This is a genomic window from Streptomyces sp. NPDC107522, from assembly GCF_055657525.1.
In genome coordinates this window covers 31,912-55,695 of the sequence record NZ_JBVKAU010000015.1, presented here as the reverse complement: position 1 = coordinate 55,695, position 23,784 = coordinate 31,912, and the positions used below count along the sequence as shown (strand labels likewise).

General features: G+C 71.7%; 27 protein-coding genes. 9 read left to right on the top strand and 18 right to left on the bottom strand.

Annotated features, from left to right (window positions below):
* Positions 1 to 12 precede the first annotated feature (12 nt).
* The 3 genes from ACZ7L6_RS33940 to ACZ7L6_RS33930 form a co-directional block, all read right to left on the bottom strand.
* Positions 13 to 483, bottom strand: a complete 471-nt coding sequence (locus ACZ7L6_RS33940; RefSeq protein WP_471930638.1) for a hypothetical protein — start codon at positions 481 to 483, stop codon at positions 13 to 15.
* Positions 484 to 552: 69 nt separating this feature from the next.
* Positions 553 to 1,848, bottom strand: coding sequence for an ABC transporter substrate-binding protein (locus ACZ7L6_RS33935; protein ID WP_471930636.1), 1,296 nt, complete (start codon positions 1,846 to 1,848; stop codon positions 553 to 555).
* A complete protein-coding gene (locus ACZ7L6_RS33930) occupies positions 1,823 to 2,380 on the bottom strand; it encodes an MTB12 C-terminal domain-containing protein (RefSeq protein WP_471930634.1) in 558 nt (185 codons plus the stop codon). The genes ACZ7L6_RS33935 and ACZ7L6_RS33930 overlap by 26 nt, the downstream gene beginning before the upstream one ends.
* A gap of 165 nt (positions 2,381 to 2,545) precedes the next feature.
* Here ACZ7L6_RS33930 and ACZ7L6_RS33925 point away from each other — a divergent pair, with 165 nt between their 5' ends.
* The 3 genes from ACZ7L6_RS33925 to ACZ7L6_RS33915 are packed head-to-tail and all read left to right on the top strand — an operon-like array spanning position 2,546 to position 6,822.
* Complete coding sequence (locus ACZ7L6_RS33925) at positions 2,546 to 3,022, top strand: hypothetical protein (RefSeq protein WP_471930632.1); 477 nt, start codon at positions 2,546 to 2,548, stop codon at positions 3,020 to 3,022.
* Positions 3,023 to 3,034: 12 nt separating this feature from the next.
* Positions 3,035 to 6,148, top strand: coding sequence for an ABC transporter permease subunit (locus ACZ7L6_RS33920; protein WP_471930630.1), 3,114 nt, complete (start codon positions 3,035 to 3,037; stop codon positions 6,146 to 6,148).
* Positions 6,145 to 6,822 (top strand): ABC transporter ATP-binding protein, encoded by a 678-nt coding sequence (locus ACZ7L6_RS33915; protein ID WP_471930629.1) that lies wholly within the window; start codon positions 6,145 to 6,147, stop codon positions 6,820 to 6,822. The genes ACZ7L6_RS33920 and ACZ7L6_RS33915 overlap by 4 nt, the downstream gene beginning before the upstream one ends.
* Here the strand turns inward: ACZ7L6_RS33915 and ACZ7L6_RS33910 are convergent.
* The gene (locus tag ACZ7L6_RS33910; protein ID WP_471930628.1) at positions 6,755 to 7,348 is read right to left on the bottom strand and encodes a transglycosylase family protein; all 594 of its coding nucleotides are present in this window, start codon (positions 7,346 to 7,348) and stop codon (positions 6,755 to 6,757) included. The genes ACZ7L6_RS33915 and ACZ7L6_RS33910 overlap by 68 nt on opposite strands.
* A gap of 116 nt (positions 7,349 to 7,464) precedes the next feature.
* Positions 7,465 to 8,127 carry a transglycosylase family protein gene (locus ACZ7L6_RS33905; protein ID WP_471930627.1) on the bottom strand — a complete coding sequence of 221 codons (663 nt, stop codon included), beginning with the start codon at positions 8,125 to 8,127 and terminating at the stop codon, positions 7,465 to 7,467.
* A 545-nt stretch (positions 8,128 to 8,672) separates the two neighbouring features.
* On the opposite strand from ACZ7L6_RS33905, the gene ACZ7L6_RS33900 reads away from it, so the two are divergent.
* Positions 8,673 to 9,461: a hypothetical protein gene (locus tag ACZ7L6_RS33900; protein WP_471930625.1), complete on the top strand. Its 789-nt coding sequence runs from the start codon at positions 8,673 to 8,675 to the stop codon at positions 9,459 to 9,461.
* Positions 9,462 to 9,620: 159 nt separating this feature from the next.
* Positions 9,621 to 9,974 (top strand): hypothetical protein, encoded by a 354-nt coding sequence (locus tag ACZ7L6_RS33895; protein WP_471930623.1) that lies wholly within the window; start codon positions 9,621 to 9,623, stop codon positions 9,972 to 9,974.
* A gap of 48 nt (positions 9,975 to 10,022) precedes the next feature.
* Here ACZ7L6_RS33895 and der read toward each other — a convergent pair whose 3' ends face one another.
* The 6 genes from der to ACZ7L6_RS33865 form a co-directional block, all read right to left on the bottom strand.
* Positions 10,023 to 11,501, bottom strand: a complete 1,479-nt coding sequence (gene der / locus ACZ7L6_RS33890; RefSeq protein ID WP_471930621.1) for a ribosome biogenesis GTPase Der — start codon at positions 11,499 to 11,501, stop codon at positions 10,023 to 10,025.
* Positions 11,502 to 11,578: 77 nt separating this feature from the next.
* On the bottom strand, positions 11,579 to 12,271 hold the full coding sequence (locus tag ACZ7L6_RS33885) for a lysophospholipid acyltransferase family protein (RefSeq protein WP_471930619.1): 693 nt from the start codon (positions 12,269 to 12,271) through the stop codon (positions 11,579 to 11,581).
* On the bottom strand, positions 12,229 to 12,915 hold the full coding sequence (cmk, locus tag ACZ7L6_RS33880) for a (d)CMP kinase (protein WP_471930617.1): 687 nt from the start codon (positions 12,913 to 12,915) through the stop codon (positions 12,229 to 12,231). Before cmk ends, ACZ7L6_RS33885 begins: the two co-directional genes overlap by 43 nt.
* A gap of 235 nt (positions 12,916 to 13,150) precedes the next feature.
* Complete coding sequence (locus tag ACZ7L6_RS33875; RefSeq protein WP_471930615.1) at positions 13,151 to 14,236, bottom strand: prephenate dehydrogenase; 1,086 nt, start codon at positions 14,234 to 14,236, stop codon at positions 13,151 to 13,153.
* The gene (gene aroH, locus ACZ7L6_RS33870; protein ID WP_471930613.1) at positions 14,233 to 14,595 is read right to left on the bottom strand and encodes a chorismate mutase; all 363 of its coding nucleotides are present in this window, start codon (positions 14,593 to 14,595) and stop codon (positions 14,233 to 14,235) included. The genes ACZ7L6_RS33875 and aroH overlap by 4 nt, the downstream gene beginning before the upstream one ends.
* Positions 14,596 to 14,704: 109 nt before the next feature.
* Complete coding sequence (locus tag ACZ7L6_RS33865; protein ID WP_471930611.1) at positions 14,705 to 15,121, bottom strand: YidB family protein; 417 nt, start codon at positions 15,119 to 15,121, stop codon at positions 14,705 to 14,707.
* A gap of 124 nt (positions 15,122 to 15,245) precedes the next feature.
* Between ACZ7L6_RS33865 and ACZ7L6_RS33860 the strand changes: the two genes are divergently transcribed.
* Genes ACZ7L6_RS33860 through ACZ7L6_RS33845 form a run of 4 tightly spaced genes read left to right on the top strand, consistent with a single transcriptional unit; the run spans position 15,246 to position 17,711 of the window.
* The gene (locus tag ACZ7L6_RS33860; protein ID WP_471930609.1) at positions 15,246 to 15,905 is read left to right on the top strand and encodes a hypothetical protein; all 660 of its coding nucleotides are present in this window, start codon (positions 15,246 to 15,248) and stop codon (positions 15,903 to 15,905) included.
* A gap of 48 nt (positions 15,906 to 15,953) precedes the next feature.
* Positions 15,954 to 16,538 carry a DUF6529 family protein gene (locus tag ACZ7L6_RS33855; RefSeq protein ID WP_471930607.1) on the top strand — a complete coding sequence of 195 codons (585 nt, stop codon included), beginning with the start codon at positions 15,954 to 15,956 and terminating at the stop codon, positions 16,536 to 16,538.
* Positions 16,535 to 16,945, top strand: coding sequence for a Rieske (2Fe-2S) protein (locus tag ACZ7L6_RS33850; RefSeq protein WP_471930605.1), 411 nt, complete (start codon positions 16,535 to 16,537; stop codon positions 16,943 to 16,945). The genes ACZ7L6_RS33855 and ACZ7L6_RS33850 overlap by 4 nt, the downstream gene beginning before the upstream one ends.
* Positions 16,946 to 16,967: 22 nt before the next feature.
* On the top strand, positions 16,968 to 17,711 hold the full coding sequence (locus tag ACZ7L6_RS33845) for a nucleotidyltransferase domain-containing protein (protein ID WP_471930603.1): 744 nt from the start codon (positions 16,968 to 16,970) through the stop codon (positions 17,709 to 17,711).
* Here ACZ7L6_RS33845 and ACZ7L6_RS33840 read toward each other — a convergent pair.
* The 7 genes from ACZ7L6_RS33840 to ACZ7L6_RS33810 all read right to left on the bottom strand — a co-directional run bounded on the left by ACZ7L6_RS33840 (position 17,637) and on the right by ACZ7L6_RS33810 (position 23,771).
* The gene (locus ACZ7L6_RS33840; protein ID WP_471930601.1) at positions 17,637 to 18,386 is read right to left on the bottom strand and encodes a nucleotidyltransferase domain-containing protein; all 750 of its coding nucleotides are present in this window, start codon (positions 18,384 to 18,386) and stop codon (positions 17,637 to 17,639) included. The genes ACZ7L6_RS33845 and ACZ7L6_RS33840 overlap by 75 nt on opposite strands.
* A 3-nt stretch (positions 18,387 to 18,389) precedes the next feature.
* The gene (locus tag ACZ7L6_RS33835; RefSeq protein WP_471930599.1) at positions 18,390 to 19,412 is read right to left on the bottom strand and encodes an ADP-ribosylglycohydrolase family protein; all 1,023 of its coding nucleotides are present in this window, start codon (positions 19,410 to 19,412) and stop codon (positions 18,390 to 18,392) included.
* Positions 19,409 to 20,125: an NUDIX hydrolase gene (locus ACZ7L6_RS33830; RefSeq protein ID WP_471930597.1), complete on the bottom strand. Its 717-nt coding sequence runs from the start codon at positions 20,123 to 20,125 to the stop codon at positions 19,409 to 19,411. Before ACZ7L6_RS33830 ends, ACZ7L6_RS33835 begins: the two co-directional genes overlap by 4 nt.
* A 69-nt stretch (positions 20,126 to 20,194) precedes the next feature.
* On the bottom strand, positions 20,195 to 20,734 hold the full coding sequence (locus tag ACZ7L6_RS33825) for a TIGR03086 family metal-binding protein (RefSeq protein WP_471930593.1): 540 nt from the start codon (positions 20,732 to 20,734) through the stop codon (positions 20,195 to 20,197).
* A 177-nt stretch (positions 20,735 to 20,911) separates the two neighbouring features.
* Complete coding sequence (locus ACZ7L6_RS33820) at positions 20,912 to 22,000, bottom strand: pseudouridine synthase (RefSeq protein ID WP_471930591.1); 1,089 nt, start codon at positions 21,998 to 22,000, stop codon at positions 20,912 to 20,914.
* Positions 22,000 to 22,683, bottom strand: coding sequence for an SMC-Scp complex subunit ScpB (scpB, locus tag ACZ7L6_RS33815; RefSeq protein WP_471930589.1), 684 nt, complete (start codon positions 22,681 to 22,683; stop codon positions 22,000 to 22,002). Before scpB ends, ACZ7L6_RS33820 begins: the two co-directional genes overlap by 1 nt.
* The gene (locus ACZ7L6_RS33810) at positions 22,680 to 23,771 is read right to left on the bottom strand and encodes a segregation and condensation protein A (protein ID WP_471930587.1); all 1,092 of its coding nucleotides are present in this window, start codon (positions 23,769 to 23,771) and stop codon (positions 22,680 to 22,682) included. The genes scpB and ACZ7L6_RS33810 overlap by 4 nt, the downstream gene beginning before the upstream one ends.
* Positions 23,772 to 23,784: the final 13 nt, after the last annotated feature.

Here is a 23,784-nt window from a genome sequence, read left to right as displayed (position 1 = left end):
TTTGCCAGTCGCCTAACAGCTCGGGGGTGCGGATATCGCAGGCGAGTGCGGGTTCGTCGTGGTTGATCGCGCCCGCGCGGCGGAGCCGCAAACGTCACAGTCCCGCGCCCCTAAGGGGGTTGCCGGCACCCGGCATTCGACGCTCAGGTTGCCCTGGCGGGTCTCGTACGGGACCCGAGAAGCGAGGGAGTGCACCTTCATCGCGCCCGGTGCCAGGCGGTGGGGTTCCTCGTCCGTCACGCGCGCGTACGCGTCCCAGTGGCCCTCGGGGAGGGAGACGCTGCTGGGGAGCGCGGCGCGCAGGCGGCCGTGTGCGGACGGGGCCAGCGGCAGGGTGACCTCCTCGTGGCCCTCGCGGTGGCGCAGGACGAGGTGGGCAGGCTCGGTCGCCCCGGTCGCGCTGACGTCGAAGGTCAGTCCGCCGGCCGAATCCGCGATGCAGTCGGCGCGCAGTGGTGCGGTGTGCGACAGGGGCGTCGTCATGCGGTGCGGTTCCTCCCTCGGGGTTCTGCTCCGTCAGTTGGACCTTCCATGCGGCCTTTTGGTTGCCCGTCAGGGTTGATACGACAGCTGCGGGACCTTGAAGCACGTGGTGTTCATGTCTCCTTGGGAGACCCAGCCCTTGCCGTCCTCCCAGCGGGCCACCGACAGACAGGTCCGGCGGCTCTCGGGCGGCTCGGCCAGCCGCTCGAACCTGACCGGGATCAGCAGGCCGTCGGCGGTGTATCCCTGGCTGCGGTTCATGAAGTCGTCGACGCACGCGCGCGTGACGCCCTCGCCGGCGCACGCCCTCGCCGCGTCCGTGAACCACATCGCCGCCGCCCAGCCCTCCAACTGCCACTGGGAGTGCGCCTTGAGGCTCTTCGTGGCGTCCCGGAACTCCCGTACGGCGTCCTGGTCCGTGTCCTCGAAGTTGCGGGACGATCCGGTCGCCCACAGGGCGTTGCGGCAGCGCGGGGAGTCCTTGTAGTCCTCGGCGACGGTGGACGTCCAGTTCTGTACGTTCGTGACCTTGGCGGTGACCTCGGCGCCGACGTCGTCCATCGCCTTGCACAGCCGGGCGTTGCCGTGGGTGTCGATGGCGTCGAAGACGAGGTCGGCGCCCTGCTCCTTCAGATCGGCGGCCACCGCGCGGAAGTTGGGCAACGCGAAGTCGACCTGCTCGGTGACGACCTTGTAGCCCTCGGCCCTCAGCCCCCGCTCGACGAGCCGGGCGTAGGCGGCGGAGGCGGCCTGGTTGTACGAGACGACGGCGGCCGTACGGGCGCCGTGCTCGCGCTTGAAGTAGCGGTAGACCTCCGTGCCGCCGTACTGCCTGCCGTCCCAGCCGGTGGTGCCGTGGCGGGGCGCGAGGCTGCCGTAGATGCCGTAGAGGTGCGGGTAGGTGTCGTAGGCGGCACCGATGGGCTGGCCGCCGATGTCAGGCACGCGCGCGCGTGAGACGCGGGAGGCGCCCGCGTAGTCCAGGGCGGTGGTGGCGACCAGGGCGACGACCTCGTCCTCGTCGAGCAGCTCGTGTACGCACTCGTTGTTGCCGACGCCGCTGCCGCCGTCGTCGCACTCGTGCACCTCGACCGGGCGGCCGCCGATGCCCCCGCGCGTGTTGAGGCGCTCGAAGAAGGCCTTGGCGCCGTCGCGGGGGCCGGTGAAGGCGTTGCCGCCGACGGGGCTGGTGGCGCTCGTGATGATGCCGACGCGGACCGGGGTGCGGTCACCGGCCGGCGCCGAGCCAGTGCTCCGGTCGCGGTGCTCGAAGTCGCTCTCCGGCAGCCGGCTGCCGCACGCCGTACTCAGAGCAAGCACCATCACGGCGATCGCCGCCTCAGCACCCCGGGATCGGCGACCCATTGCCGCTCATCTGGACCAGCGCGCACAGGGTCTTGGCGGACACCTTCCAGGTGCCGTCCTGCTCGACCGCGGTTCCGGCGGCGTTCGGCAGGGCGGTCGCGCCCTTCAGCGTCAGGTCGTACGTGACGTTCGCCTCGGTCGGTGAGGTGAACTCGACCTTGGAGACCTTCGCCTGGACCTGCCCACCACGCTCGTCACCGCTGAACGCCTGCAGGACCGGCGCCATCTGCTCGCCGTTCTCCAGGACGGTCTGCTTGTCTTCCAGGGACGTCTTGGGATCGAAGAACTTCGCCCAGTTCTGCTTGATCTCCGTCTCGGCCGCCCGCGCGTCCGCGGGCGCCGTCGCGGCCGGTGACGTCTGCGGCTGCGTCTGCTCGACGGTCGGTGTCGGCGGTGTCTCGTTGCCGCCGCCGCCCTCGTCGTCACTGCAGGCCGCGAGGGCCGGGGCGAGGAAGAGGAGCAGGGCGGCCGCCAGCGCCGTACCCCGTCCCCTGTGCGCGTTGCTCCGCCTGACGTCGCTCCCGAGAACCATCTGGCTCACCACCGGGGTGTCGATCCGGGCCGTGCGCGCCCGGTGCTTTCAGGGTCAGCTTGCAGGAGGCATAGTGCAAGTCCATTGGCAGACTTGGAATACCGCCAGGCACATGCGCAGAAAGCAGACGCGCGTGCACACAAACCCGACGTGTGGGAGCCAGCGATGCGGACAGCCCGACTGCGGACCGTGCACCCCGTCCTGTGGGCCGGCTGGGCCGCGCTCGCGGCCGGCGCGGTGCTGTGCGTCATCGGCTGGTACGGCGTCTCCGGCGAGCGGTTCGCCGAGCGGCAGCTGCCTTATCTCGCGTCGTGCACGGTTCCCGGCGCCGCGCTGATCATCGCCGGGTCGGTGCTGCTGACCCACGGCCGGGGCGCGCTCGCCGCCGCGCGCATGGAGGAGCTGTACGGCCTTCTGGTGGCCGCCGAGCCCGCCGACGCCGAGGAGTCGGGACAGCCTGCCACGGCACCGCTCGCGGTCAGCGGGGACCTGCTGATGGTGCCCGGCGGCACCCTCTGGCACCGCGCGGACTGCCCGCTGGTCGCGGGGAAGGTCGAGGCCGTACCGGTCGATGCGAAGCTGGTCAGGAGCGGGGAACTGGGCCCGTGCCCGATCTGTGAGCCCGCCGAAGCGGACGACTGAAGCGGATGACTGATGTCCTCGCTGACGTACGACCTCACGCTGGCCGGTCTGTCGGTCGGCAGCGCCGCCGCGCTCACCGGGATCGGTCTGATCGTGACGTACCGCGCGACCGGCGTGCTGAACTTCGCGCACGGGGCGATCGCGATGGTGTGCGCGTATGTGCTGCGGCAGTGCGTGGTGGAGTGGGGCTGGCCGTTGTGGGCGGGCGCGACGGTGACGCTGCTGGTCCTCGCGCCCGGCATCGGGGTGGTGCTGGAACGGTTCGTCTTCCGGCCGCTGTCGGTCCTGGGCAGCGACCCGGCGCAGACCCTGGTCGCGTCCATCGGCGTGTTCGTGCTGCTGGTGGGCGGGGCGGCGCTGGTGTGGGGCCAGGGAGCGCGGGACGACGTGCCGGAGCTGGTGTCGGCGGATCCGTGGGGGCAGCTGGCGGTGGCCCTGCTGCTGGCGGCCGGGGTCGGTGCGGTGATCCGCTGGACGCGCTTCGGCCGGGAGCTGCGTGCCGTGGTGGACGACCGTGAGCTGGCCGTCCTGGGCGGCATCGACGCGGACCGGGTGGCGGCGGCGGGCTGGGCGTTCGGCTCGTTCACGGCGGGCCTGACGGGCGTGCTGCTGGCGCCGTACGTCCGGCTGGACCCGTACGGCATGCCGCTGCTGGTCATGGAGGTCGTCGCGGTCGCGGTGGCCGCGCGCATGCGCAGCCTGCCGGTAGCCGTGGCGACGGCGCTGGCCATCGGGGTGGCGCAGAGCCAGCTGACGCGCCTGCACCCGTCGGACTGGAGCGCACCCCTCCTTCAAGCGGTCGGCACGAACCTCTTCGTCGTGGCCCTGCTGATCGCGGCCCTGGCCCTTCCGAGTGTGGGTACGCGTGACGCTCTCCCCCGCACGGCCACCGCGCGCGTGCCGACGCCGCCGGGCGCCTGGATCGTGGCTGGGGTGCTGTTCCTGCTCCCCCTGGGCTTCGCCGGCTCGGACCTGCATACGTCGGTGCAGGTGCCGGCGCTGGCCGTGGTACTGCTCTCGCTGGTCGTGGTCACGGGCCGCGGCGGCCAGATCTCCCTCGGGCACGCGGCGTACGCGGGCCTGGGCGCCCTGTTCACGGCCCTGCTGGCAGCGGGCCGCTTCCCGGGCCTGCCACGCCTGCCGGAACTCGCGGCGCTGGGGCTGGCAGTCGCCCTGGTGGCCCCCTTGGGCCTCCTCACCGGCTGGCCGGCGATCAGCCGCCGGGGCCTGGCCCTGGCCCTGGCGACCTTCGCGGTGGGCGTCGGCGTCAACCGCTTCGTCTTCGCCCAGCCGTACGCGATCTCCGGCCTGTCCCTGGGCCGCCCGGCCGGCTTCGAGGGCGATCGCGCGTACTACGTCCTGGAACTGACCCTCCTGGCAGCCGCCCTGCTGACGACCTGGCTGCTGCGCCGGGGCCGCACGGGCCGGGCCTTGGCGGCGATGCGGGACCACGAGCCCGGGGCGTCGGCGGCAGGCATCCAGGTCCCCTCCCTGAAGCTCCTGGCCTTCGTCTCGGGCGCCGCCCTGGCAGCCCTGGGCGGCGGCCTGCTCGGCATGGGCCTACGGGCCTTCGAACCGTCCGCCTACGACCCGGTCCGCGGCTTGTTGTGGTTCGCGGCGGTGGTGGTACTGGGCGCCGACAGCACCCTGGGCGCCCTGGCCGCGGCAGCCCTCCTGGTCGGCCTCGACGCGGGAGCCCGTGGCGGCGTGGCGGCAGCCCTGATCGGCATCCTGGCGGTCTTGGTGGGCCGCTTCCCCGGCGGCCCGTACGAGGCGCTGCGGGCGACGGCGGAGAGGCTCCGGCTGCGGCGGAGGCCGACGCTGACGGCGTTGGGGACGGAGGTACGAAACCGACTACGCCCAGCAGAACGAGGCCCCGCACGACAGCCGACTTCGGCGGGCCTGACCCCGTCGCACCTCGCGAACGCGACGCCCCCGGATGACCACGAGGGGACAGCAGCAGACCCATCACCGCCGCAGTACCGCCCGGTGGCGAGCCGACAGGCGGATGGCACGGCGGGAGGCCGGGAACGGCGAGAGGAAGACACCGAGGCGGGCGGCGGGGGCGGGGGCAGCGCGGGCCGGGGCAGCGAACTCGGCTCACTCAAGGCCAGTGGCAGCGCGAGCCCGGGCGGCGGAGACGGCGGCAGCGCGGGCCCAGGCAGCGCGGGCGGGGGTGGTACGGGCGGCAGCGCGGGCGGGGGTGGTACGGGCGGCAGCCCGGGCGAGGGCGGTGGCAGACAAGGCGGCGAGGGTGGTGAAGCCGATGATCGTGCCGCAAGGGCCCGCATCGCCGCAGCCGCCGACGGCGGTGAACCCCCGCAGGGGCCACCCGCATCCGACGACGAAAGCTGCACGAGCGGTGCGGGTGGGAAACCGAACGCGGCTGAAGGCCGCGTGCACCCCCACACACGCGCACACGCACACGCACCCGCGCTGACGGCCCACCACCTCCAGGCCCGCTACAACGGCTTCACCGCCCTCGACGACGTCACCCTCACCGTCCCCCCCGGCCAGGTCACCGCAGTCATCGGCCCCAACGGCGCCGGCAAAAGCACCCTTTTCCACTGCCTGGCCGGCACGCACCGCCCCACCCACGGCCAAGTCCTCCTCGGCACCCAAGACATCACCCGCCTGCCCGCCCACGCCCGCACCCGCCTCGGCATCGCCCGCACCTTCCAGCAACTGGCCGTCTTCCCCTCATTGACCGTCGCCGAGAACGTCCGCATAGGCGCCGAGCAAGGCCGCGTCCGAGACCCCGCAGCCGTGGAACGAGCCCTCAGACTCCTCGCCCTGGACGGCCCCCTGCGCTCCCACCCCGCCGCCGCCCTGCCCACCGGCACCCTCAGACGCGTAGAACTGGCCCGCGCCCTCGCCGGCAGCCCGCGCGTACTGCTGCTCGACGAGCCCGCCGCAGGCCTCGACACCGCCGAGGTCACCGCACTGACCCGGATCCTGAAGGCACTCGCCGCAGACGGCACCGCCCTGCTCGTCGTCGAGCACGACCTCGACCTGGTCGCCGACCTCGCCGACACCGTGCACGTCATGACGGCGGGCCGCATCGTCGCCTCCGGACCGCCCGACCGCGTACTGGACGCCGCAGGCCCCTGGGAGACCCCCGCATGACCACCATCTCCCTGCGCCGCGCGCGCGTGCGCTACGGCCCCCTGGAGGCCCTGCACGGCGTGACCCTCGCCGCCCCCGGCCCCGGCCTCACCGTTCTCCTGGGCCGCAACGGATCCGGCCGTACGACAACCCTGCGCGCGCTGGCCGGAACCGTGCCCCTGTCCGGCGGAACGGTGGTGTGGGACGGCATCGACATGACCCACGTACCCGCCCATGAGAGGGCCCGCCGCGGACTGTGCCTGGTCCCCGAACGCCAGGCCGTGTTCGGCGCCCTCACCGTCCGCGAGAACCTCGAACTCGCGGCTGCTTCGTACGACGTCGCCCTCCACGCCTACCCGGCGCTCGAACCCCTCCTCGCACGCCGCGCCGGCACCCTCTCCGGCGGCGAGCAGCGCATGCTCGCCCTCTCCCGCGCCCTGCTGGCACGCGCGCGCGTGCTGCTCGCCGACGAACCCGCGCAGGGCATGTCGCCGACGGCCGCCGCCCGTACGTACGAACTGCTGAGCGAACTCGACGCATGCGTGGTCGTCGCCGAACAACGACTGCCGCCCGTGCTGCACGGCCGGGCGGCACTCGTCCACGAACTGCGGCGCGGTGCGGTCGTGTTCAGCGGCGAGGCGGGTGAATGGGAGCGCCGTGCAGCGCACCGAACCGGGTCGAACCCTTCCGGATGAGGAGCGAGGTGCTCGAGGTCAGCCGGTCGGCGATGCTGGGCTTCCCCATCTCCGCCCGGCTCTCGATGCCGTCGTACGCACGGTTCCTGAGACGGAAGTACGCACGGCCCTCGAGCCCGTACCTCCTGGAGCAGTGCGGCCAGGCCCCCCACCCCTGCACGGCCACCACCTTCTTGGCGATCGTGATCTGCTCCTGACGGGTGGCGAGATCCGCGCGCGGGGCGTACTTCCCCCCGCCGAAGCCCTCCCAGGTCCGCTGCGAGAACTGCAGCCCCCCGAAGTGGCCGTTGCCGGTGTTGATGTGCCAATTGCCGCCGCTCTCGCACTGGGCGACGCAGCCCCAGGGCCACTGGTCCTTGGCACAGCCGAACGACACACGTTTGGGGGGCGGTCCGAGTTCCGGTGGCGGTGGCGCCACCTGCACGGCGGGCGTTGCGGGCGCGGCGTGCGCTGCGTGCGCCGTGCCCGAGGCAAGGGCGGTGAGCAGCGAGCCGGCGAGGACGATCGTGAGCGGTGTGCATTTCATATGAGCACGCTAGGCAGCTTGTTGCGGTCAACCGCCGCGGCGCGTCCGAGCGACCCCGGGGCCCCACCCGGTCGGCGGACCGGGTGGGGCCCCGTACCCCGGCAGGGGAGCGACGCTCAGAGTTCGAGGCGCTGCCCGGGCACGATCAGGTTGGGATCACCGCCGATGGCGGCCTTGTTGGCGGCGTAGAGCCGCTGCCAGGTGGTCCCGTGCCGGGCGGCGATACCGCTCAGCGTGTCGCCCTCGCGGACGGTGTAGTCACCGCGGGACGAGCCGCGGTTCGTGTGGCCCGACGGACGTTCCGGCGTCTGCGACGGAGTCGTCGGGGCTGCCTTGGTGGAGGCCGACGAGCCGGTGGCGGAAGCCGCGGGTGCGCTCCCGTACGCTCCGGCCCGGGCCGAACAGGTCGGCCACGCGCCCCACCCCTGGGCGCGCTGGACCTTGGTGGCCACGGCGATCTGCTGGGCCTTGCTGGCCTGGTCCGCCGTCGGCGCGTAGGCCGTACCGCCGTACGCGCGCCAGGTGGAGGCGGCGAACTGCAGTCCGCCGTAGTAGCCGTTGCCGGTGTTGATGTGCCAGTTGCCGCCGCTCTCGCACTGGGCGATGCGGTCCCACACTCCGCTGTCCGCCGCTGCGGCGTTGCCGGTTGCGGCCAGCAGCCCGAGCGGAGCGAGCAGTGCCGCTCCGGCGAGGACCGCCGTCGTACGAGTCCGGCTCCCGTTGGAAGCCTTCGGCGCCTTACGAGCGTTGTCGTGAGTGGTATCGGCACATTCGGACATGTAGTTCCCTCTCGAAGGACCCGGGGCTCCCCAAAGCGGAACGCCACTCCCCTGCGCCATGGGGCGCGTGAGTCGCGCTCGCCCCGTCCGCCTGAGGCTGGTGCTGTTTGCCGGCTGACTGGTGTGGTGCGGCGGACGTACCCGAGCGGTGCTCGTTGCACACGGCCGAGGAATGTAGGGAGGCTGAGCGGCCTGTATCAACCAACTCCTTGTCACTCCAGGCCAGTTCGCCGTTACCTCCGGTATCGGCAATTTCCGGCCACCCACTTCATTCGCTGATTTCGGGATTTGTCGACCAGCCATCCCGCCGATCTGTGACTCACCTCACGCAACCAACTTCCTTGATTTTCCAAGGACTTGACGGTGAGTAGGCGATTCCGTACCCGAGGTGACCGTGCGCGGTGGATGGTTCGATTCCGTTCGGTGTGGTGCGTGACTCCCGCCACAGATCGTCCGTTGTCTCCTTCATGAGCCCGGGACCCACCCGGTTCACGGGCCGGGAGCCACCCGGCCCCGCCACGCATCACATCCCGAGGGAGCCACCCGTGCCGCGCATGCTCGACGTCAGCGACGAGGTACGTGCCGAGATCGGCGACGAAGAAGCCGACCGGCTGCTCGCCGGAGAGAACGCCCCCGGCAGTTACGACTGCACGTCCTGCCGCACCCCGGGCGACTCCGAACAGGAGCGCACCAGCACCGTCCTGTTCATCGGGGACGAGACCGCCGTCCTCGCCTTCGCCCACGCCACCTGCCTGCCCTCGCAGGTCGTCCAGGTCACCGAGGAGCAGTTGCGGGGCGCCGTGAAGTCCATCACCGGCGACACGGTCGATCTGGAGCCCGACAAGATCGTGCCGGAGCAGGCCGTGCTCGGCGTGACCAGCGGACTGGTGCTGATCGCCGGGGAGTTGCACCCCGCCCTGGTCGTCGAGCCGACGGGCCCCATCGTGCGGCCCGGGGCGGTCGGCGCCGGGGACGACTTCCTGCCGTTGCTCATCGAGCAGGGGTTCATGCCGGTGACGGAGCTGGCCGAGGTGCCGCCGGTGCTGCACGGGTGGTCCGTGCTGCTCGCCATGGGGCAGCTGCATGCGGTTCTCCAACCCGGCACCGGGCCCTCCGGGGGGCAGCCGGTTGCCTGGTGGCAGGCGCATCAGCCGCTGCAGGTGACCGACGGGTGGCGAGCCGCTGCGAACAAGCATCAGCAGGTGTTGATGTTCGCGGCGCCGGTCGGGTCCATCGGACGCCAGCCCAGGGAGGATCTGCTTCGAGGGGCGCTGGACAAGGCGGCGGCGAATGGGAAGTTGGTCGCAGCGGCGCTGCCTCTTGCGGGGACGTGAGTGCGCCTACCGGGCGGGGACTGTACGTGAGTACGGCGGCTACGGGCGGTTCGTGGCGTGTCGCGCCCACGCGGCGGAGCCGCATATCGATGCAGCCCCGCGCCCCTTTAGGGCGATACCCGGCCGCATCTCTTCCTGTGCCGGGTCGTTTGGACATACGTGCATGCATACGACGTTCCCCGCCATCAGGGCGGCCCATCGGCCACGCCGATCTACGACGCGCTCTACGCCGAGTACGTCAAGTCCTTCCGCTCGCTGCCGGGTGACCGCAGCGGCGAGGAGGATCTGGGGTTCACCGCGTTCGGGAACATTCCGCCGCGCACGGGCTCGTACGGCGGCGGCCATCGTCCGGGGTCGTTCAGCAGTTCGTACACCGCCTACAGCGCGGGTGCCCACAGCGCCCGGCACGGCAGCGGGCAGCAGCCGCAGTGGCAGCGCGTCGGGCACATCGGCCCGCAGGGGTCGGGGATGCACCACGTCCCGGCCGCGCTGCCGCCGGCGCGCAGAGGCTGAGCACGCGGAAGGGCGGCCCTTGACCGGGCCGCCCTTTCGCTGTGTCCGTTACTTCTTCTTGCCGCGCTTCTCGCGCACCCGCACCGAGATATGGATCGGCGTCCCCTCGAAGCCGAACTCCTCGCGCAGCCGGCGCTCGATGAAGCGGCGGTAGCCCGCCTCGATGAAACCGGAGGCGAAGAGCACGAAGCGCGGGGGCTTGGTGCCGGCCTGGGTGCCGAAGAGGATGCGGGGCTGCTTGCCGCCGCGGATCGGGTGGGGGTGGGCGGCGACCAGTTCGCCGAGGAAGGCGTTCAGGCGGCCGGTCGGAACCCGGGTCTCCCAGCCCGCGAGGGCGGTCTCGATCGCCGGGACCAGCTTCTCCATGTGCCGGCCGGTGCGCGCCGAGACGTTGACGCGCGGTGCCCACGACACCTGGTTCAGCTCGGTCTCGATCTCCCGCTCCAGGTAGTAGCGGCGCTCCTCGTCGAGGGTGTCCCACTTGTTGTAGGCGATGACCATCGCGCGGCCCGCCTCGACGGCCATGGTGATGATGCGCTGGTCCTGGACGGAGATGGACTCGGAGGCGTCGATCAGGACGACGGCGACCTCGGCCTTCTCCACCGCGGCGGCGGTGCGCAGGGAGGCGTAGTAGTCGGCGCCCTGCTGGAGGTGGACGCGCTTGCGGATGCCGGCCGTGTCGACGAACTTCCAGGTCACGCCGCCCAGTTCGATGAGCTCGTCGACCGGGTCACGGGTGGTGCCGGCCAGCTCGTTGACGACGACGCGCTCCTCGCCGGCCACCTTGTTCAGCAGGGAGGACTTGCCGACGTTCGGGCGGCCGATCAGGGCGATGCGGCGCGGACCGCCGACGCCGGCGCCGCCGAACGACTGCAGCGGCGCTTCCGGCAGCGCCTCAAGTACGGCGTCCAGCATGTCGCCGGTGCCACGGCCGTGCAGCGCCGAGACGGGGTGCGGCTCGCCGAGGCCGAGGGACCACAGGTACGCGGCGTCCGCCTCACCACTGGGACCGTCGACCTTGTTGGCGCACAGCACCACGGGCTTGCCGGCCTTGCGCAGCAGTCGTACGACGGCCTCGTCGGTGTCGGTGGCACCCACCTTGGCGTCGACGACGAACACGACGGCGTCGGCGGCCTCGATGGCGAACTCGGCCTGCGCGGCCACGGAGGCGTCGATGCCGAAGACGTCCTGCTCCCAGCCGCCGGTGTCGACGACCTTGAAGCGGCGCCCGGCCCACTCGGCCTCGTAGGTGACGCGGTCCCGGGTGACGCCGGGCTTGTCCTCGACGACGGCCTCACGGCGGCCGATGATCCGGTTCACGAGAGTCGACTTGCCGACATTCGGCCGCCCTACGACGGCCAGGACGGGCAGCGGCCCGTGCCCGGCGGCCTCGATGGCCCCCTCGACGTCCTCGAGGTCGAAGCCCTCTTCCGCGGCGAGCTCCATGAACTCCGCGTACTCGGCGTCGCCAAGCTCTCCGTGGTCGTGCTCTTCGAGCGAGCCCTCGGAGTGGATGTGGTCGTTCATGAAGTCCGTACCTCGTTCATCGTGGTGATCGGTGGAACACCCGGGTTTCTCCGGGCTGATCCACTACTCAGTGTCGCCTAGCGGCCGGTCAGCTGCCTGGCGTTTTCCAGGTGCGCGGTGAGCTGCTTCTGGATGCGCTCGGTCGCCTCGTCCAGCGCCCTGCGGGTGCGCCGCCCGCTGCCGTCGCCCGCCTCGAAGGGGTCGCCGTAGACGACGTCGATGCGGTGGCGCAGGGGAGGCAGCCCCTTTATCAACCGTCCCCGCTTCTCGGAACTTCCCAGTACCGCGACCGGGACGATCGGCGCCCCGCTGCGTACCGCGAAGTAGGCGAGCCCGGCGCGCAGCGAGGCGAAGTCGCCCACGCCGCGGGTGCCCTCGGGGAAGATGCCGAGGACACCGCCGTTGGACAGGACGTCGAGCGCCTGGGTGATGGCCATGCGGTCGGCGGCGTGACGGTCCACCTTCAGCTGGCCGATGCCGGTGAGGAAGGGATCGAGCGGGCCGACGAACGCTTCCTTCTTGATCAGGAAGTGCACGGGGCGGGGCGTGACGCCCATCACCATCGGGCCGTCGATGTTGTGGCTGTGATTGACCGCGAGGATCACCGGCCCGGTCGCGGGCATCTTCCAGGAGCCCAGGACCCGGGGCCGCCACAGCCCGTACATCAGGCCGACGCCGATGCGCCGCCCGACCTCGGCGCCCCGCTCGGAGGGCACGGACAGAGCGCTCACTTCCCGGCTCGCTTCTCCTCGACGAGCGTGACGACGCACTCGATGACCTGCGGCAGCGTGAGCTCGGTGGTGTCCACCTCGACCGCGTCGTCCGCCTTGGCGAGCGGCGAGGTCTTACGGCTGGAGTCGGCCGCGTCGCGCTTGATCAGCGCCTCGCGGGTCGCGTTGACGTCGGCGCCCTTCAGCTCGCCGCTGCGGCGGGCGGCGCGGGCCTCCGGGGAGGCGGTGAGGAAGACCTTCAGGTCGGCGTCCGGCAGCACGGTCGTCCCGATGTCACGCCCCTCGACGACGATCCCGATCTCCGCGGAGGTCGCGAGCGAGCGCTGCAGCTCGGTGATCCGCGCACGCACCTCCGGCACGGCGCTCACCGCACTGACCTTGGAGGTGACCTCCTGGGTGCGGATCGGACCGGCCACGTCGACACCGTCGACGGTGATCGTCGGGTTGCCCGGGTCGGTGCCGGAGACGATCTCGGGCTTGCCGGCCACGGCGGCGATCGCGGACGGGTCCTCGATGTCGATGCCGTTGGTCACCATCCACCAGGTGATCGCCCGGTACTGGGCGCCGGTGTCGAGGTAACTCAGCCCGAGCTGCGCGGCGACGGCCTTCGACGTGCTCGACTTGCCCGTGCCGGAGGGGCCGTCGATGGCGACAATCACGGGCTTGGCGGCACCGTTTTCCACGGGGGGACACCTTCCTGGTGCGGTTCGGCGAGATTGGCGGGGCGCGAGCGCACCCTGCACAAGGTTACTGGGTACGCGTCACTCGTCCGGCCGGACGGCCACTGGGCGACGCCGGTCCAGGCGATTCAGCCCGTCCGGCGTTTGAGGACAAGGCCCCTTCAGGGCCGAAGCGGGGGTCTGGGGGCGGCAGCCCCCAGTGATGGGACGGGTAAGGGCGGCGGGGGCGAGAACCCTCCTACTGCCGGATCGCCCAGCCCCGCTCCCGCAACGCCGCCGACAACACCGGCACCGCCTTCGGCTCCACCATCAGCTGCACCAGACCGGCCTGCTGCCCCGTCGCATGCTCGATCCGCACGTCCTCGATGTTGACCCCCGCCCGCTCCGCATCCGCGAAGATCCGCGCGAGCTGCCCCGGCTGGTCGTCGATCAGCACGGCCACGACCTCGTACACCCGAGGAGCCGCCCCGTGCTTGCCCGGCACCCGGACCTGCCCCGCGTTCCCACGCCGCAGCACGTTCTCGATCCCGGACGTCCCCTCCAGCCGCTTCGCCTCGTCGGACGACTGCAGCGCCCGCAGCGCCCGCACCGTCTCCTCCAGGTCGGCGGCGACATCCGTGAGCAGGTCGGCCACCGGCCCGGGGTTCGCGGCGAGGATGTCCAGCCACATCCGGGGATCGGACGCGGCGATCCGGGTCACGTCCCGGATGCCCTGCCCGCACAGCCGTACGGCGGCCTCCTCGGCGTTCTCAAGGCGCGCTGCGACCATGCTGGACACCAGGTGGGGCATGTGGGACACCAGCGCGACGGCACGGTCGTGGGCGTCGGCGTCCATCACCACCGGCACCGCACGGCAGTGCGAGACCAGCTCCAGGGCGAGGTTCAGCACCTCGGTGTCGGTGTCCCGGGTCGGCGTCAGCACCCACGGCCGGCCCTCGAAGAGGTCACCGGACGCGGCCAGCGGTCCGGACTTCTCACGCCCCGACATGGGATGCGTACCGATGTACACCGACAGGTCGAGCCCGAGCGCCTCCAGCTCGCGCCGCGGCCCGCCCTTGACGCTGGCCACGTCGAGGTAGCCGCGGGCCACCCCCCGGCGCATGGCGTCGGCGAGCACCCCGGCGACGTGCGCGGGCGGGGCGGCGACGATCGCGAGGTCCACGGGGCCCTCGGGCGCCTCGTCCGTGCCGGCGCCGAGCGCGGCCGCCGTACGGGCCTGCTCGGGGTCGTGGTCGGCGAGGTGGACGACGACCCCGCGCTGGGACAGGGCGAGTGCGGCGGACGTACCGATGAGGCCGGTGCCGATGACGAGTGCGGTTCTCACTGGGCGATGTCCTTGCGCAGGGCGGCCGCGGCGCCGAGGTAGACGTGCGCGATGTCGGCGCGGGGCTTGTCGGACTCGATGTGCGCGAGGACGCGCACGACCCGCGGCATGGCGCCCTCGATGTCCAGTTCCTGGGCGCAGATCAGCGGTACGTCGACGATGCCGAGCTTGCGGGCGGCGGCCGCCGGGAAGTCGCTGTGCAGATCGGGCGTGGCCGTGAACCAGATGCTGATCAGGTCGTCCGAGCTCAGTCCGTTCCGCTCCAGGATCGCCGTGAGCAGTGCCCCGACCTGCTCGTCCATGTGGCCGGCGTCGTCCCGCTCCAGTTGGACGGCCCCCCGGACCGCTCGTACCGCCACTGCTCGGCTCCTTGCTGCTGTACGGATCGGCTCTTCGACCCGCCAGCCTAGTCAGCCCGGGCACGGCGGACGTATGCCGCCCGCACGCTGAGACGGCTGCGGGCCCCGCTCACGGCGACTGCTGCCGGATCAGCTCCTCCAGGTCGGCCCGCGAGGGCACCTCGCCCTCGGGGGTCAGCTTGTCGACCACCGGGGGCAGCACCTGGGCGAGGTCGTCCGCGGCCTGGGCGGGGGTGATGCCGACCTCCCGCGCGACCCCCTGGAGGGTCTCCTCGCCGAGTGCCTGCTGGAGCTGGCCGCCGGTCACCGACTGGTTGTCGCCGGTGCCGAGCCAGGACTGCACCTGCTCGCCGAGCCCCGCGCCCCTGAGCGTCTCCAGCAGCCCGCCGAGCGGATTGCCGCCACCGCCGTTCCTTGCGAAGACCGACAACAGGGCGCCCAGGAGAAGCCCTCCGCTGCCGGTTCCGCCCCGGCCGCCGAGGACGCCGCCGAGCAGATCACCAAGGCCCTGGTCCTTACCCGTCATGGTCACAATGTCACCCGAATGTCTCTGTTCCGCTACTTGGGGTGAGAACACCCCTGTGCGCCTCTTTACGCCCGGCACGGCGTCCGCTCTCATGGCAGGAAGCTCGCCTCGGGGGAGGCCCGTCATGAAGCGTCCTGGACCGCTGCTCACTCTTCTCGCGGGTCTTCTGCTCGCGGCGTTCATGCTGTCGCTCAACGCGACGACCGGGACGCGGAACACCTCCGCACAGACCACGAAGGAGTCGCCTGCGCCCACGGCGTCGCCGACCCCGACCAGAACGACCCCGCCGCCCTCCCCGCCGCAGAGCCCCGTCACCGTCCCCGACGCCGACTACGCGGGCCGCACCGACGACGACTCCTCGGCCGTAGCCGTCAACCTGCGCGACGGCCGGGCGATCGCGTACTTCTGCGACGGCCGGAACAAGGAGTCCTGGCTCAAGGGCGAGGTGAACGACGACGGGACCATGCGCCTCACCGGCAAGGACGGTTCCGTTCTGAAGGGCGCCCTCAAGGGAGGCAAGCGGATCCAGGGCACGGTCGACATCGACGGCGGCCACTACGCCTTCACCGCCGACAGGACGAAGAAGCCGTCGGGCCTGTACCGGGCCACCGCCACCGTGCGCGGCGCCCGGGTCGACGGCGGCTGGATCGTGCTGCCGGACGGCCGGCAGGTCGGGCTACTCACCCGCGACGGCCGGCCCTCGCCCGCCCCGCGGATCGAGCCGGAGACGGGTGCCGTAGCGGTCGACGGACAGCAGCTCACGGCCCGCCCGGCCGCGCCCTGATCACCTCGCTCCATCCTCGATGCCCCCCCTTCCTCACGGGAGTCGATCATGACCGTCGACCCGAACGCCGTCACCCAGGACTTCCCGTCCCCGCGGCCCGGCCACCGCCGCCCGCACGCGGCCCGCTATCTGTTCCCGGCGCTGGTCGCCGGCGCGGTCGCGGTCGCCCTCGGGGCGTACGGCAAGGTCCACGACCCGACGGGGACCGCCTTCAACCTCGCCGGGTTCAGCAGCAGCGGCGCGGTCAAGTCGTGGCTGGCGACGACGGCGGTCTTCTTCGCGCTGGTCCAGCTGGTCTCCGCGTTCATGGTGTACGGAAAGCTGCCGGGACCGACGTGGGCCTCCGCCCTGCACCGCTGGTCGGGCCGGGTGGCGTTCCTGGTGTCCGTCCCCGTGGCGGTGCACTGCCTGTACGCGATGGGCTACCAGACGTACGAAATGCGTGTTTTCCTGCATTCCATCCTGGGTTGCTTCTTCTTCGGTGCTTTCAGTGCAAAGATGCTGCTGCTCCGCTCGGAGCGACTTCCCGGCTGGCTGCTGCCGATCGTGGGCGGGCTGGTCTTCGCCGCTCTCACGGTCATCTGGCTGACCTCCGCCCTCTGGTTCTTCCGCACTTTCGGAGTGACGACATGAGCAACCGTCCGACGCGGCGCACGATCCTCATCGCGACCGGTGCGACGGGCGCGGCGGCGCTCGTCGCGGGCTGCGGCGAGTACGACGACAAGGGCGAGTCGTCCTCGGAGGTCTCGCCCGGCCAGGAGCTGGCCGGCACGGCCGACGTCCCGGTGGGCGGCGGTCTGATCCTCAAGGACGAGAAGGTGGTGCTGACCCAGCCGAAGGCCGGTGAGTTCAAGGCCTTCTCCGCCATCTGCACGCATCAGCGGTGCACGGTCGGCAGCGTCTCGGACGGCACGATCAACTGCCCCTGCCACGGCAGCAAGTTCGACATCACGGACGGCTCGGTGGCCAACCCTCCGGCGACCGAGCCGCTGCCGGAGAAGAAGATCACCGTGGAGGGAAATTCGATCCGCCTGGTGTGATCCGCCGCGTACGCTCCGGGGCATGCACCCCGAGACCCTGGTACGCGACCACACGATCTACGCCTGTGTGATGGGCTCGCGCGCCTTCGGTCTGGCGACGGACGGCAGCGACACCGACCGCCGGGGCGTGTTCCTCGCCCCGACAGCCCTCTTCTGGCGCTTCGACAAGCCGCCGACACATGTCGAAGGCCCTCAGGAGGAGCAGTTCAGCTGGGAACTGGAACGCTTCTGCGAACTGGCCCTGCGCGCCAACCCGAACATCCTGGAGTGCCTGCACTCCCCGCTCGTGGAGTACGTCGACGACACGGGCCGCGAACTCCTCGCCCTGCGCGAGGCGTTCCTGTCCCGCCAGGCGTACGAGACGTTCACGCGCTACGCGCTGGGCCAGCGCAAGAAGCTGGAGGCCGACGTCCGCGCCCACGGCGCCCCGCGCTGGAAGCACGCGATGCACCTGATCCGCCTCCTCATCAGCGCCCGCGACCTGCTCCGCAGCGGCCGGCTCACGATCGACGTGGGCGACCACCGCGAGCCACTGCTCGCGGTCAAGCAGGGCGAGGTCTCCTGGCCGGAGGTCGAGTCCTGGATGACCCGCCTGGCGAAGGAGACGGAGGAGGCCTGCCACCACAGCCCGCTCCCACCGGAGCCGGACCGCCGCCGCGTGGAGGCCTTCCTGACCCGCGTCCGCCGCGCCTCAGCCCTCCAGCCGGGTCCGTACGACGAAGGCGTGCAGGGCGTCGTAGGCAGTGGGGGCGTCGGGCAGCGCTGAGGCCGTCTGCGCCTCGTCCAGCACACGGTGCAGCCGCTCGACGTCGGCCGCCACGCGCGCGTGGTCGACGCCGGCGGGCCCGTGCTCCTGCTCCGCCTTCGCCGCGACGAGCTCCGGGAGATAGGCGGGAGCGTCGACCTCCCCGATCAGCGTCGGCAGATGCGGCTGCACTTCCCCACTGCGCATCAGATGGATGCCGGTGAGCAGCACCCGGAAGGTGTAGAGCAGCGGCTTGAGTTCCCCGGTCTTCTCGAACAGCCGCCACTGTGTGTTGGCGAACCCCCGGTAGTGATGGGCGTGGTGGCTGGTCAGGGCGCCGGGCGCGAGCTCGGCCAGCTCGCGGTGGGCGTCCGTGGTGTGCACGACGAGCGGCGACAGCAGCTGCTCCAGAACATAGCCGTTGCGCCGCAGCATCAGCCGTACGAACTTGCGCAGGTCGTGCGTGACCAGGTCCATCTCGACGCCGTCCCGCACCCACATCCGCGACCGCGTCTCGTCCGGCTCCCGCAGCCCGACCAGGTCGGCGGTCGGCAGCAGGTGCACGCCCCGCAGGTCCACGTCGGAGTCGCGCGACGGGAAGCCGTACAGGTGGGCGCCGGAGACGGTCGCGAACAGCACCGGGTCGGGCTGTTCGGCGACGACGGGCACGAGGTCGAGGTCCAGGGCGTCGATCATCCGTCAAGCGTCCCAGAGCGCTCCGAGGGTCAGCAGGTCCCCCCGGTACTCGATGCGGTCCGCCCACTGAGCCGGCCAGGCGTCGGCGCCCAGCCAGGCGCCCGCGAACGCTCCGGCCAGGCAGGCGATCGAGTCCGAGTCGCCAGAGGTGCAGGCGGCCCGCCGCAGCGCCGTCAGCGGCTCGTCGACGAACCACAGGAAGCACAACAGCCCGGTGGCCAGGGCCTCTTCGGCGATCCAGCCCTGACCGGTGGCGAGGCACGGGTCGGTCTTGGGCGACGCGCTGCGCACCGCCTCCTGGAGGCGGTCCAGGACCTCCAGGCACTCGTCCCAGCCGCGCGCGATGAAGTGCTCGGGCGAGGGGTCCTGGCTACGGGTCCACAGGTCGCCGAGCCAGCGGTCGTGGTAGCGGGTGCGGTTGTCGTAGGCGTACGACCGCAGCAGGCCGACCAGTCCGGTCGGCTCGGCGCCCTGCGCGAGGAGACGTATGGCGTGGGCGGTCAGGTCGGAAGCGGCGAGCGCCGTCGGATGCCCGTGGGTGAGGGCGGACTGCAACTGGGCGGCGCCCGCGCGCTGTTCGTCGCTCAGGCCGGGGACGAGCCCGAGCGGGGCGACGCGCATGTTGGCGCCGCAGCCCTTGGAGCCGATCTGGCTGGCGTCCTGCCAGGGCCTTTGCTCGTCCTTCAGCAGGTTGCAGGCGACGAGGCAGGTCCGGCCCGGCGCGCGGTTGTTCTCCGGTGACTGGTACCAGTCGACGAACTCCTCCCGCACCGGCCGCTCCAACCGCTTGGGCCCGAGCAGCCCCCGGTCCATCGCCGTCCGCAGCCCCTTTCCCAACGCCAGCGTCATCTGCGTGTCGTCGGTGACGATCGCCGGCGTCGGCAGCTCCATCTCGCGCCACGGCCCGCACTTGGCGAGGATCGACGGCACGTCGTTGAACTCGGTCGGGAAGCCGAGCGCGTCCCCGAGGGCGAGGCCGGTCAATGAGCCGGTGGCGGCGCGTTTGCGGACGGTGGTCGTGGTCATGCGGGGCGTCCTTCCGGGGTCGGCCGGAGCAGCGGCGGGTGGAGGGTGGTGGCGGTGCCGGCGCGGTAAAGCGCGGCCGGTTTGCCGCGGCCGCCGGTGAGCCGGGCGGCCCCGGGGACGGGTTCGACGAAGCCCGGGGTGGCCAGCACCTTGCGGCGGAAGTTGGGCCGGTCGAGGGCGGTGCCCCACACCACCTCGTAGACCTGCTGGAGCTCGCCGAGCGTGAACTCGGGCGGGCAGAAGGCGGTGGCGAGGCTCGAGTACTCCAGCTTGGCGCCGACGCGTTCATGGGCGTCGGCCAGGATGCGGTCGTGGTCGAAGGCGAGCGGACCCGCCTTGTCGTACGGCACCCAGCGTGCCTGCGCCGCGTCGCTGCCGCCGTGCGGTTCGGGCGGGTGGGGCAGCAGCGCGGTGAAGGCGACCGTCACGACCCGCATCCGGGGGTCGCGGTCGGGCTCGCTGTAGGTCCGCAGCTGCTCGAGGTGCAGCCCGGAGACGTCCGACAGGCCGGTCTCCTCGGCGAGTTCGCGCCGGGCCGCGGTCTCCGCCGACTCGTCCGGCTGCACGAAGCCGCCGGGCAGCGCCCAGTGCCCCTGGTACGGCTCCTGCCCGCGCTCGACGAGCAGGACATGCAGGACGCCCTCGCGGATCGTGAGAACGGCGAGGTCGGCGGTGACGGCGAAAGGCTCGTGGGCGTACTTGTCGTACTCCATGCGAACCCATCCCCTTAATAGTCAGTACGACTATAAAGAGAGGGGTGGGTCACCGCAACCCCTGTCGCCTCATGCGCCGTCCCGCCGCCCCAGGAAGGCCAGCAGCCGGACGTCGGCACGCGCGCGTGGCGTCACCTCGACCGGCGGCCCGAACCGCACGCCCCGGTCCTGATCGGTGACCACGCAGCGGGCGACGCTCAGCAGCTCGGCCGCGAGCGACACCGGGATGGGCCTCGGCCGACCGCAAGCCTGGGCGACGTCCCAGCCGTGCACGGCGATCTCGACGGCACCGACAGCGCCCATCACCCGCACGTCCAGCGGCCGTTCGCCGACCAGGACCTGCCCGGCGGGCCCGGCCGCCCAGGCGCCGAGCACGGCGCACGCGCGCGTACGGAAGCCGCAGGCCCGGTCGGCACCCGGGAACGGCCCTATCCGCCCGCCCGTCAGCCCTTCGTAGAGCGCGTCCAGGGAATCGTCGAGGTGCCCGAGCAACTGCCCCAGATCCCACTGGACGCACGGCGTCCGGCACCCGAGACTCCCCGCCTCCACCTCGGCGACGCTCCCCAGCGCGTAGGCGAGCGAACGCTCCAGCAGCTCCCCGGAGCTCATGACAGGCCCCGCAAGGCCCTCAGCGGCCCCTCAGGCGCCGTCTGAGGCGCCTCCTGGGCGATCGTGTTCATCCCCGCTCCCTCCGTCACGGATACAGACCGGCGGAGCGGCGAAAACGAATCGGCCGGTCCCGGACGAATCCAGAACCGGCCGACACGGCAAGCGCCATACAGCGATTTACAGATCGACTTCCTTCATCAGCATCCCGACCTCGGTGTTCGACAGCCGCCGCAGCCAGCCCGACTTCTGGTCGCCGAGGGTGATGGGCCCGAAGGAGGTGCGCACCAGCTTCTCGACGGGGAAGCCCGCCTCCGCCAGCATGCGCCGCACGATGTGCTTGCGGCCCTCGTGCAGCGTGACCTCGACCAGGTAGTTCTTGCCGGTCTGCTCGACGACCCGGAAGTGGTCCGCGCGCGCGTAGCCGTCCTCCAGCTGGATGCCGTCCTTGAGCTTCTTGCCCAGGTCGCGCGGGATCGGGCCGACGATGGCCGCGAGGTAGGTCTTCTTGACGCCGTACTTGGGGTGGGTGAGGCGGTGGGCCAGCTCGCCGTGGTTGGTGAGCAGGATGACGCCCTCGGTCTCGGTGTCGAGCCGGCCGACGTGGAAGAGCCGGGTCTCGCGGTTGGTGACGTAGTCGCCGAGGCACTGGCGGCCCTCGGGGTCCTCCATCGTGGAGACGACACCGGCGGGCTTGTTGAGCGAGAAGAACTGGTACGACTGCGTGGCGACCGTCAGGCCGTCCACCTTGATCTCATCCCTCTCGGGGTCGACCCGCAGGCCCTGCTCGGTGACGATCTCGCCGTTGACCTCGACGCGCGCCTCCTCGATCAGCTCCTCGCAGGCACGCCGGGAGCCGTAGCCCGCGCGCGCGAGGACCTTCTGCAGCCGCTCGCCCTCCTGCTCGGCGCCGGGGAAGGTCTTGGGCAGCTTGACGTCCTTCTTGCCGGCGTACCGCTCGCGGTTGCGCTCCTCGGCACGGGCGTCGTACTCGCGGGAGGTCGCCGGGGCCGAACGGCCCCGACCGGTGCCGCGCTGCTGGCCCTGCTTGGGCCCGCCCTTGGCACCGCCGCGCGCGGAGGCGCCGCGCCCGGACTTCGGGCCGTCCTTGGTCGCCCCGGGGCCCACGTCGTAGCGGCGCTCCTCGGGACGGGGCTTGCGCGGACGGCCGCCCTGACCGCCCTGGCCGCCCTGCTTCTGGTCCCTGTTGTTGCCGGCACCGCGGTAGTTACCGCGCCCACCACTCTTGCCGCTGCCGCTGCTTCGCATCAAAGTTCCGTCTGGTCGTCTGCGTCGTCGGTACCCCGGCTCACCGAGGTGCCCGGACCGTCATCGGGAGCGTCCGGGTCGAACGACGGCACCCCCTCCTGGGTCTCGGCCTCGATCGCCTCCGCCTCCGGGAGGAAGGGCGCGAGCTCCGGGAGCTCGTCCAGGCCGCGCAGGCCCATCCGCTCCAGGAAGTAGTTCGTCGTCCTGTACAGGATCGCACCTGTTTCGGGTTCCGTGCCCGCCTCCTCGACCAGACCGCGCTGCAGGAGGGTGCGCATGACGCCGTCGCAGTTCACTCCTCGTACGGCCGAGACGCGGCTGCGGCTGACCGGCTGCCGGTACGCGACGACGGCGAGCGTCTCCAGGGCGGCCTGGGTGAGCCGGGCCGTCTGCCCGTCCAGCACCAGCCGCTCGACGGCGGCCGCGTACTCGGGGCGGGTGTAGAAGCGCCAGCCGCCCGCGACGAACCGCAGCTCGAAGCCCCGCCCCTGCACGGCGTACTCGTCGGCCAGCTCCCGCAGGGCGTCGGCGATCTGCCGCCTGGGCCGCTCCAGGATCTTCGCGAGGTGCTCCTCGGTCGCGGGCTCGTCCACGACCATGAGCATCGCCTCCAGGGCGGGCTTGAGGTCGAGGTCGGCGACGGTGCGCAGCCCGACCGGAACCTCGGTGATCTCCTCGCTCACGCCTTCTTCTCCTCCTTGGGCGGCTCGGGCGGCCGGTCGAACTCGTCGGTCACCACGGGTTCGGCGTCCCCGTCCCCACCGGTCCACCGCACGACGAGCTCCCCGAGCGCGGTCTCCTGGTCGAGGGCCACGGCCTTCTCGCGGTACAGCTCCAGCAACGCCAGGAATCGCGCTACGACGGTGAGGGTGTCGTCGGTGTCCTCGACGAGGGCCCGGAAGCTGGCCTCGCCGAGCTCCCTGAGCCGCGCGACGACGATCCCGGCCTGCTCCTGCACGCTCACGAGCGGCGCGTGAATGTGGTCGACGTACACCTGCGGCTTCGGCTTGGGCTGCATCGCCTTGACCGCCAGCTTGGCGAATCCTTCCGCCCCGATGCTGATGACGACCTCGGGCAACAGCTCGGCATGGTGCGGTTCGAGCCCGACGGTACGGGGGTAGCGCCGGGCCTCGTCATCGAGCCGCCGGCTGAAGATGTCGGCGATCTGCTTGTAGGCCCGGTACTGCAGCAGCCGCGCGAACAGCAGGTCCCGCGCCTCCAGCAGCGCGAGGTCGGCCTCGTCCTCCACCTCGGCGGAGGGCAGCAGGCGGGCCGCCTTGAGGTCGAGCAGCGTGGCGGCGACCACGAGGAACTCGGTCGTCTCGTCGAGATCCCAGTCCGACCCCAGCGCGCGGATGTGCGCCATGAACTCGTCGGTCACCTTGGACAGGGCGACCTCGGTGACGTCCAGCTTGTGCTTGGAGATCAGCTGGAGGAGCAGATCGAAGGGGCCCTCGAAGTTGGAGAGCCGGACTTTGAAGACACCGTCATCGGCGCCGTCACCGGCCTCGCGCTCCGTCGCGTCCGGTTGTGCGGGCGGCTCAGGAGCGGGTTCGGGCTCCGGCACGACAACCTGAGGCTCCGGCTCCGGTGCACCGACCGGGGGCTCCGGCTCTGCGGCCACGATATCCGCGACCTCGGGCTCCAGCTCCTCGGGAACCGGCGCCGGCGCAGGCGCCGGTGATGCTCCCGGCCCCCTTCCCAGCGCACGCCGACGACCGCCGGAGGCAGAGGCACCGGCGCCGCGGACGGGAACGTCGTTCGAGGTCATAGCCCCCGCAGGC

Excerpts from the sequence above, each read along its gene's own strand:
- ACZ7L6_RS33940 (WP_471930638.1), bottom strand. The coding sequence starts at position 483 with ATGACGACGCCCCTGTCGCACACCGCACCACTGCGCGCCGACTGCATC.
- ACZ7L6_RS33935 (WP_471930636.1), bottom strand. The coding sequence starts at position 1,848 with ATGGGTCGCCGATCCCGGGGTGCTGAGGCGGCGATCGCCGTGATGGTG.
- ACZ7L6_RS33930 (WP_471930634.1), bottom strand. The coding sequence starts at position 2,380 with ATGGTTCTCGGGAGCGACGTCAGGCGGAGCAACGCGCACAGGGGACGG.
- ACZ7L6_RS33925 (WP_471930632.1), top strand. The coding sequence starts at position 2,546 with ATGCGGACAGCCCGACTGCGGACCGTGCACCCCGTCCTGTGGGCCGGC.
- ACZ7L6_RS33920 (WP_471930630.1), top strand. The coding sequence starts at position 3,035 with ATGTCCTCGCTGACGTACGACCTCACGCTGGCCGGTCTGTCGGTCGGC.
- ACZ7L6_RS33915 (WP_471930629.1), top strand. The coding sequence starts at position 6,145 with ATGACCACCATCTCCCTGCGCCGCGCGCGCGTGCGCTACGGCCCCCTG.
- ACZ7L6_RS33910 (WP_471930628.1), bottom strand. The coding sequence starts at position 7,348 with ATGAAATGCACACCGCTCACGATCGTCCTCGCCGGCTCGCTGCTCACC.
- ACZ7L6_RS33905 (WP_471930627.1), bottom strand. The coding sequence starts at position 8,127 with ATGTCCGAATGTGCCGATACCACTCACGACAACGCTCGTAAGGCGCCG.
- der (WP_471930621.1), bottom strand. The coding sequence starts at position 11,501 with ATGAACGACCACATCCACTCCGAGGGCTCGCTCGAAGAGCACGACCAC.
- ACZ7L6_RS33865 (WP_471930611.1), bottom strand. The coding sequence starts at position 15,121 with ATGACGGGTAAGGACCAGGGCCTTGGTGATCTGCTCGGCGGCGTCCTC.
- ACZ7L6_RS33860 (WP_471930609.1), top strand. The coding sequence starts at position 15,246 with ATGAAGCGTCCTGGACCGCTGCTCACTCTTCTCGCGGGTCTTCTGCTC.
- ACZ7L6_RS33855 (WP_471930607.1), top strand. The coding sequence starts at position 15,954 with ATGACCGTCGACCCGAACGCCGTCACCCAGGACTTCCCGTCCCCGCGG.
- ACZ7L6_RS33850 (WP_471930605.1), top strand. The coding sequence starts at position 16,535 with ATGAGCAACCGTCCGACGCGGCGCACGATCCTCATCGCGACCGGTGCG.
- ACZ7L6_RS33845 (WP_471930603.1), top strand. The coding sequence starts at position 16,968 with ATGCACCCCGAGACCCTGGTACGCGACCACACGATCTACGCCTGTGTG.
- ACZ7L6_RS33840 (WP_471930601.1), bottom strand. The coding sequence starts at position 18,386 with ATGATCGACGCCCTGGACCTCGACCTCGTGCCCGTCGTCGCCGAACAG.
- ACZ7L6_RS33835 (WP_471930599.1), bottom strand. The coding sequence starts at position 19,412 with ATGACCACGACCACCGTCCGCAAACGCGCCGCCACCGGCTCATTGACC.
- ACZ7L6_RS33830 (WP_471930597.1), bottom strand. The coding sequence starts at position 20,125 with ATGGAGTACGACAAGTACGCCCACGAGCCTTTCGCCGTCACCGCCGAC.
- ACZ7L6_RS33825 (WP_471930593.1), bottom strand. The coding sequence starts at position 20,734 with ATGAGCTCCGGGGAGCTGCTGGAGCGTTCGCTCGCCTACGCGCTGGGG.
- ACZ7L6_RS33820 (WP_471930591.1), bottom strand. The coding sequence starts at position 22,000 with ATGCGAAGCAGCGGCAGCGGCAAGAGTGGTGGGCGCGGTAACTACCGC.
- ACZ7L6_RS33810 (WP_471930587.1), bottom strand. The coding sequence starts at position 23,771 with ATGACCTCGAACGACGTTCCCGTCCGCGGCGCCGGTGCCTCTGCCTCC.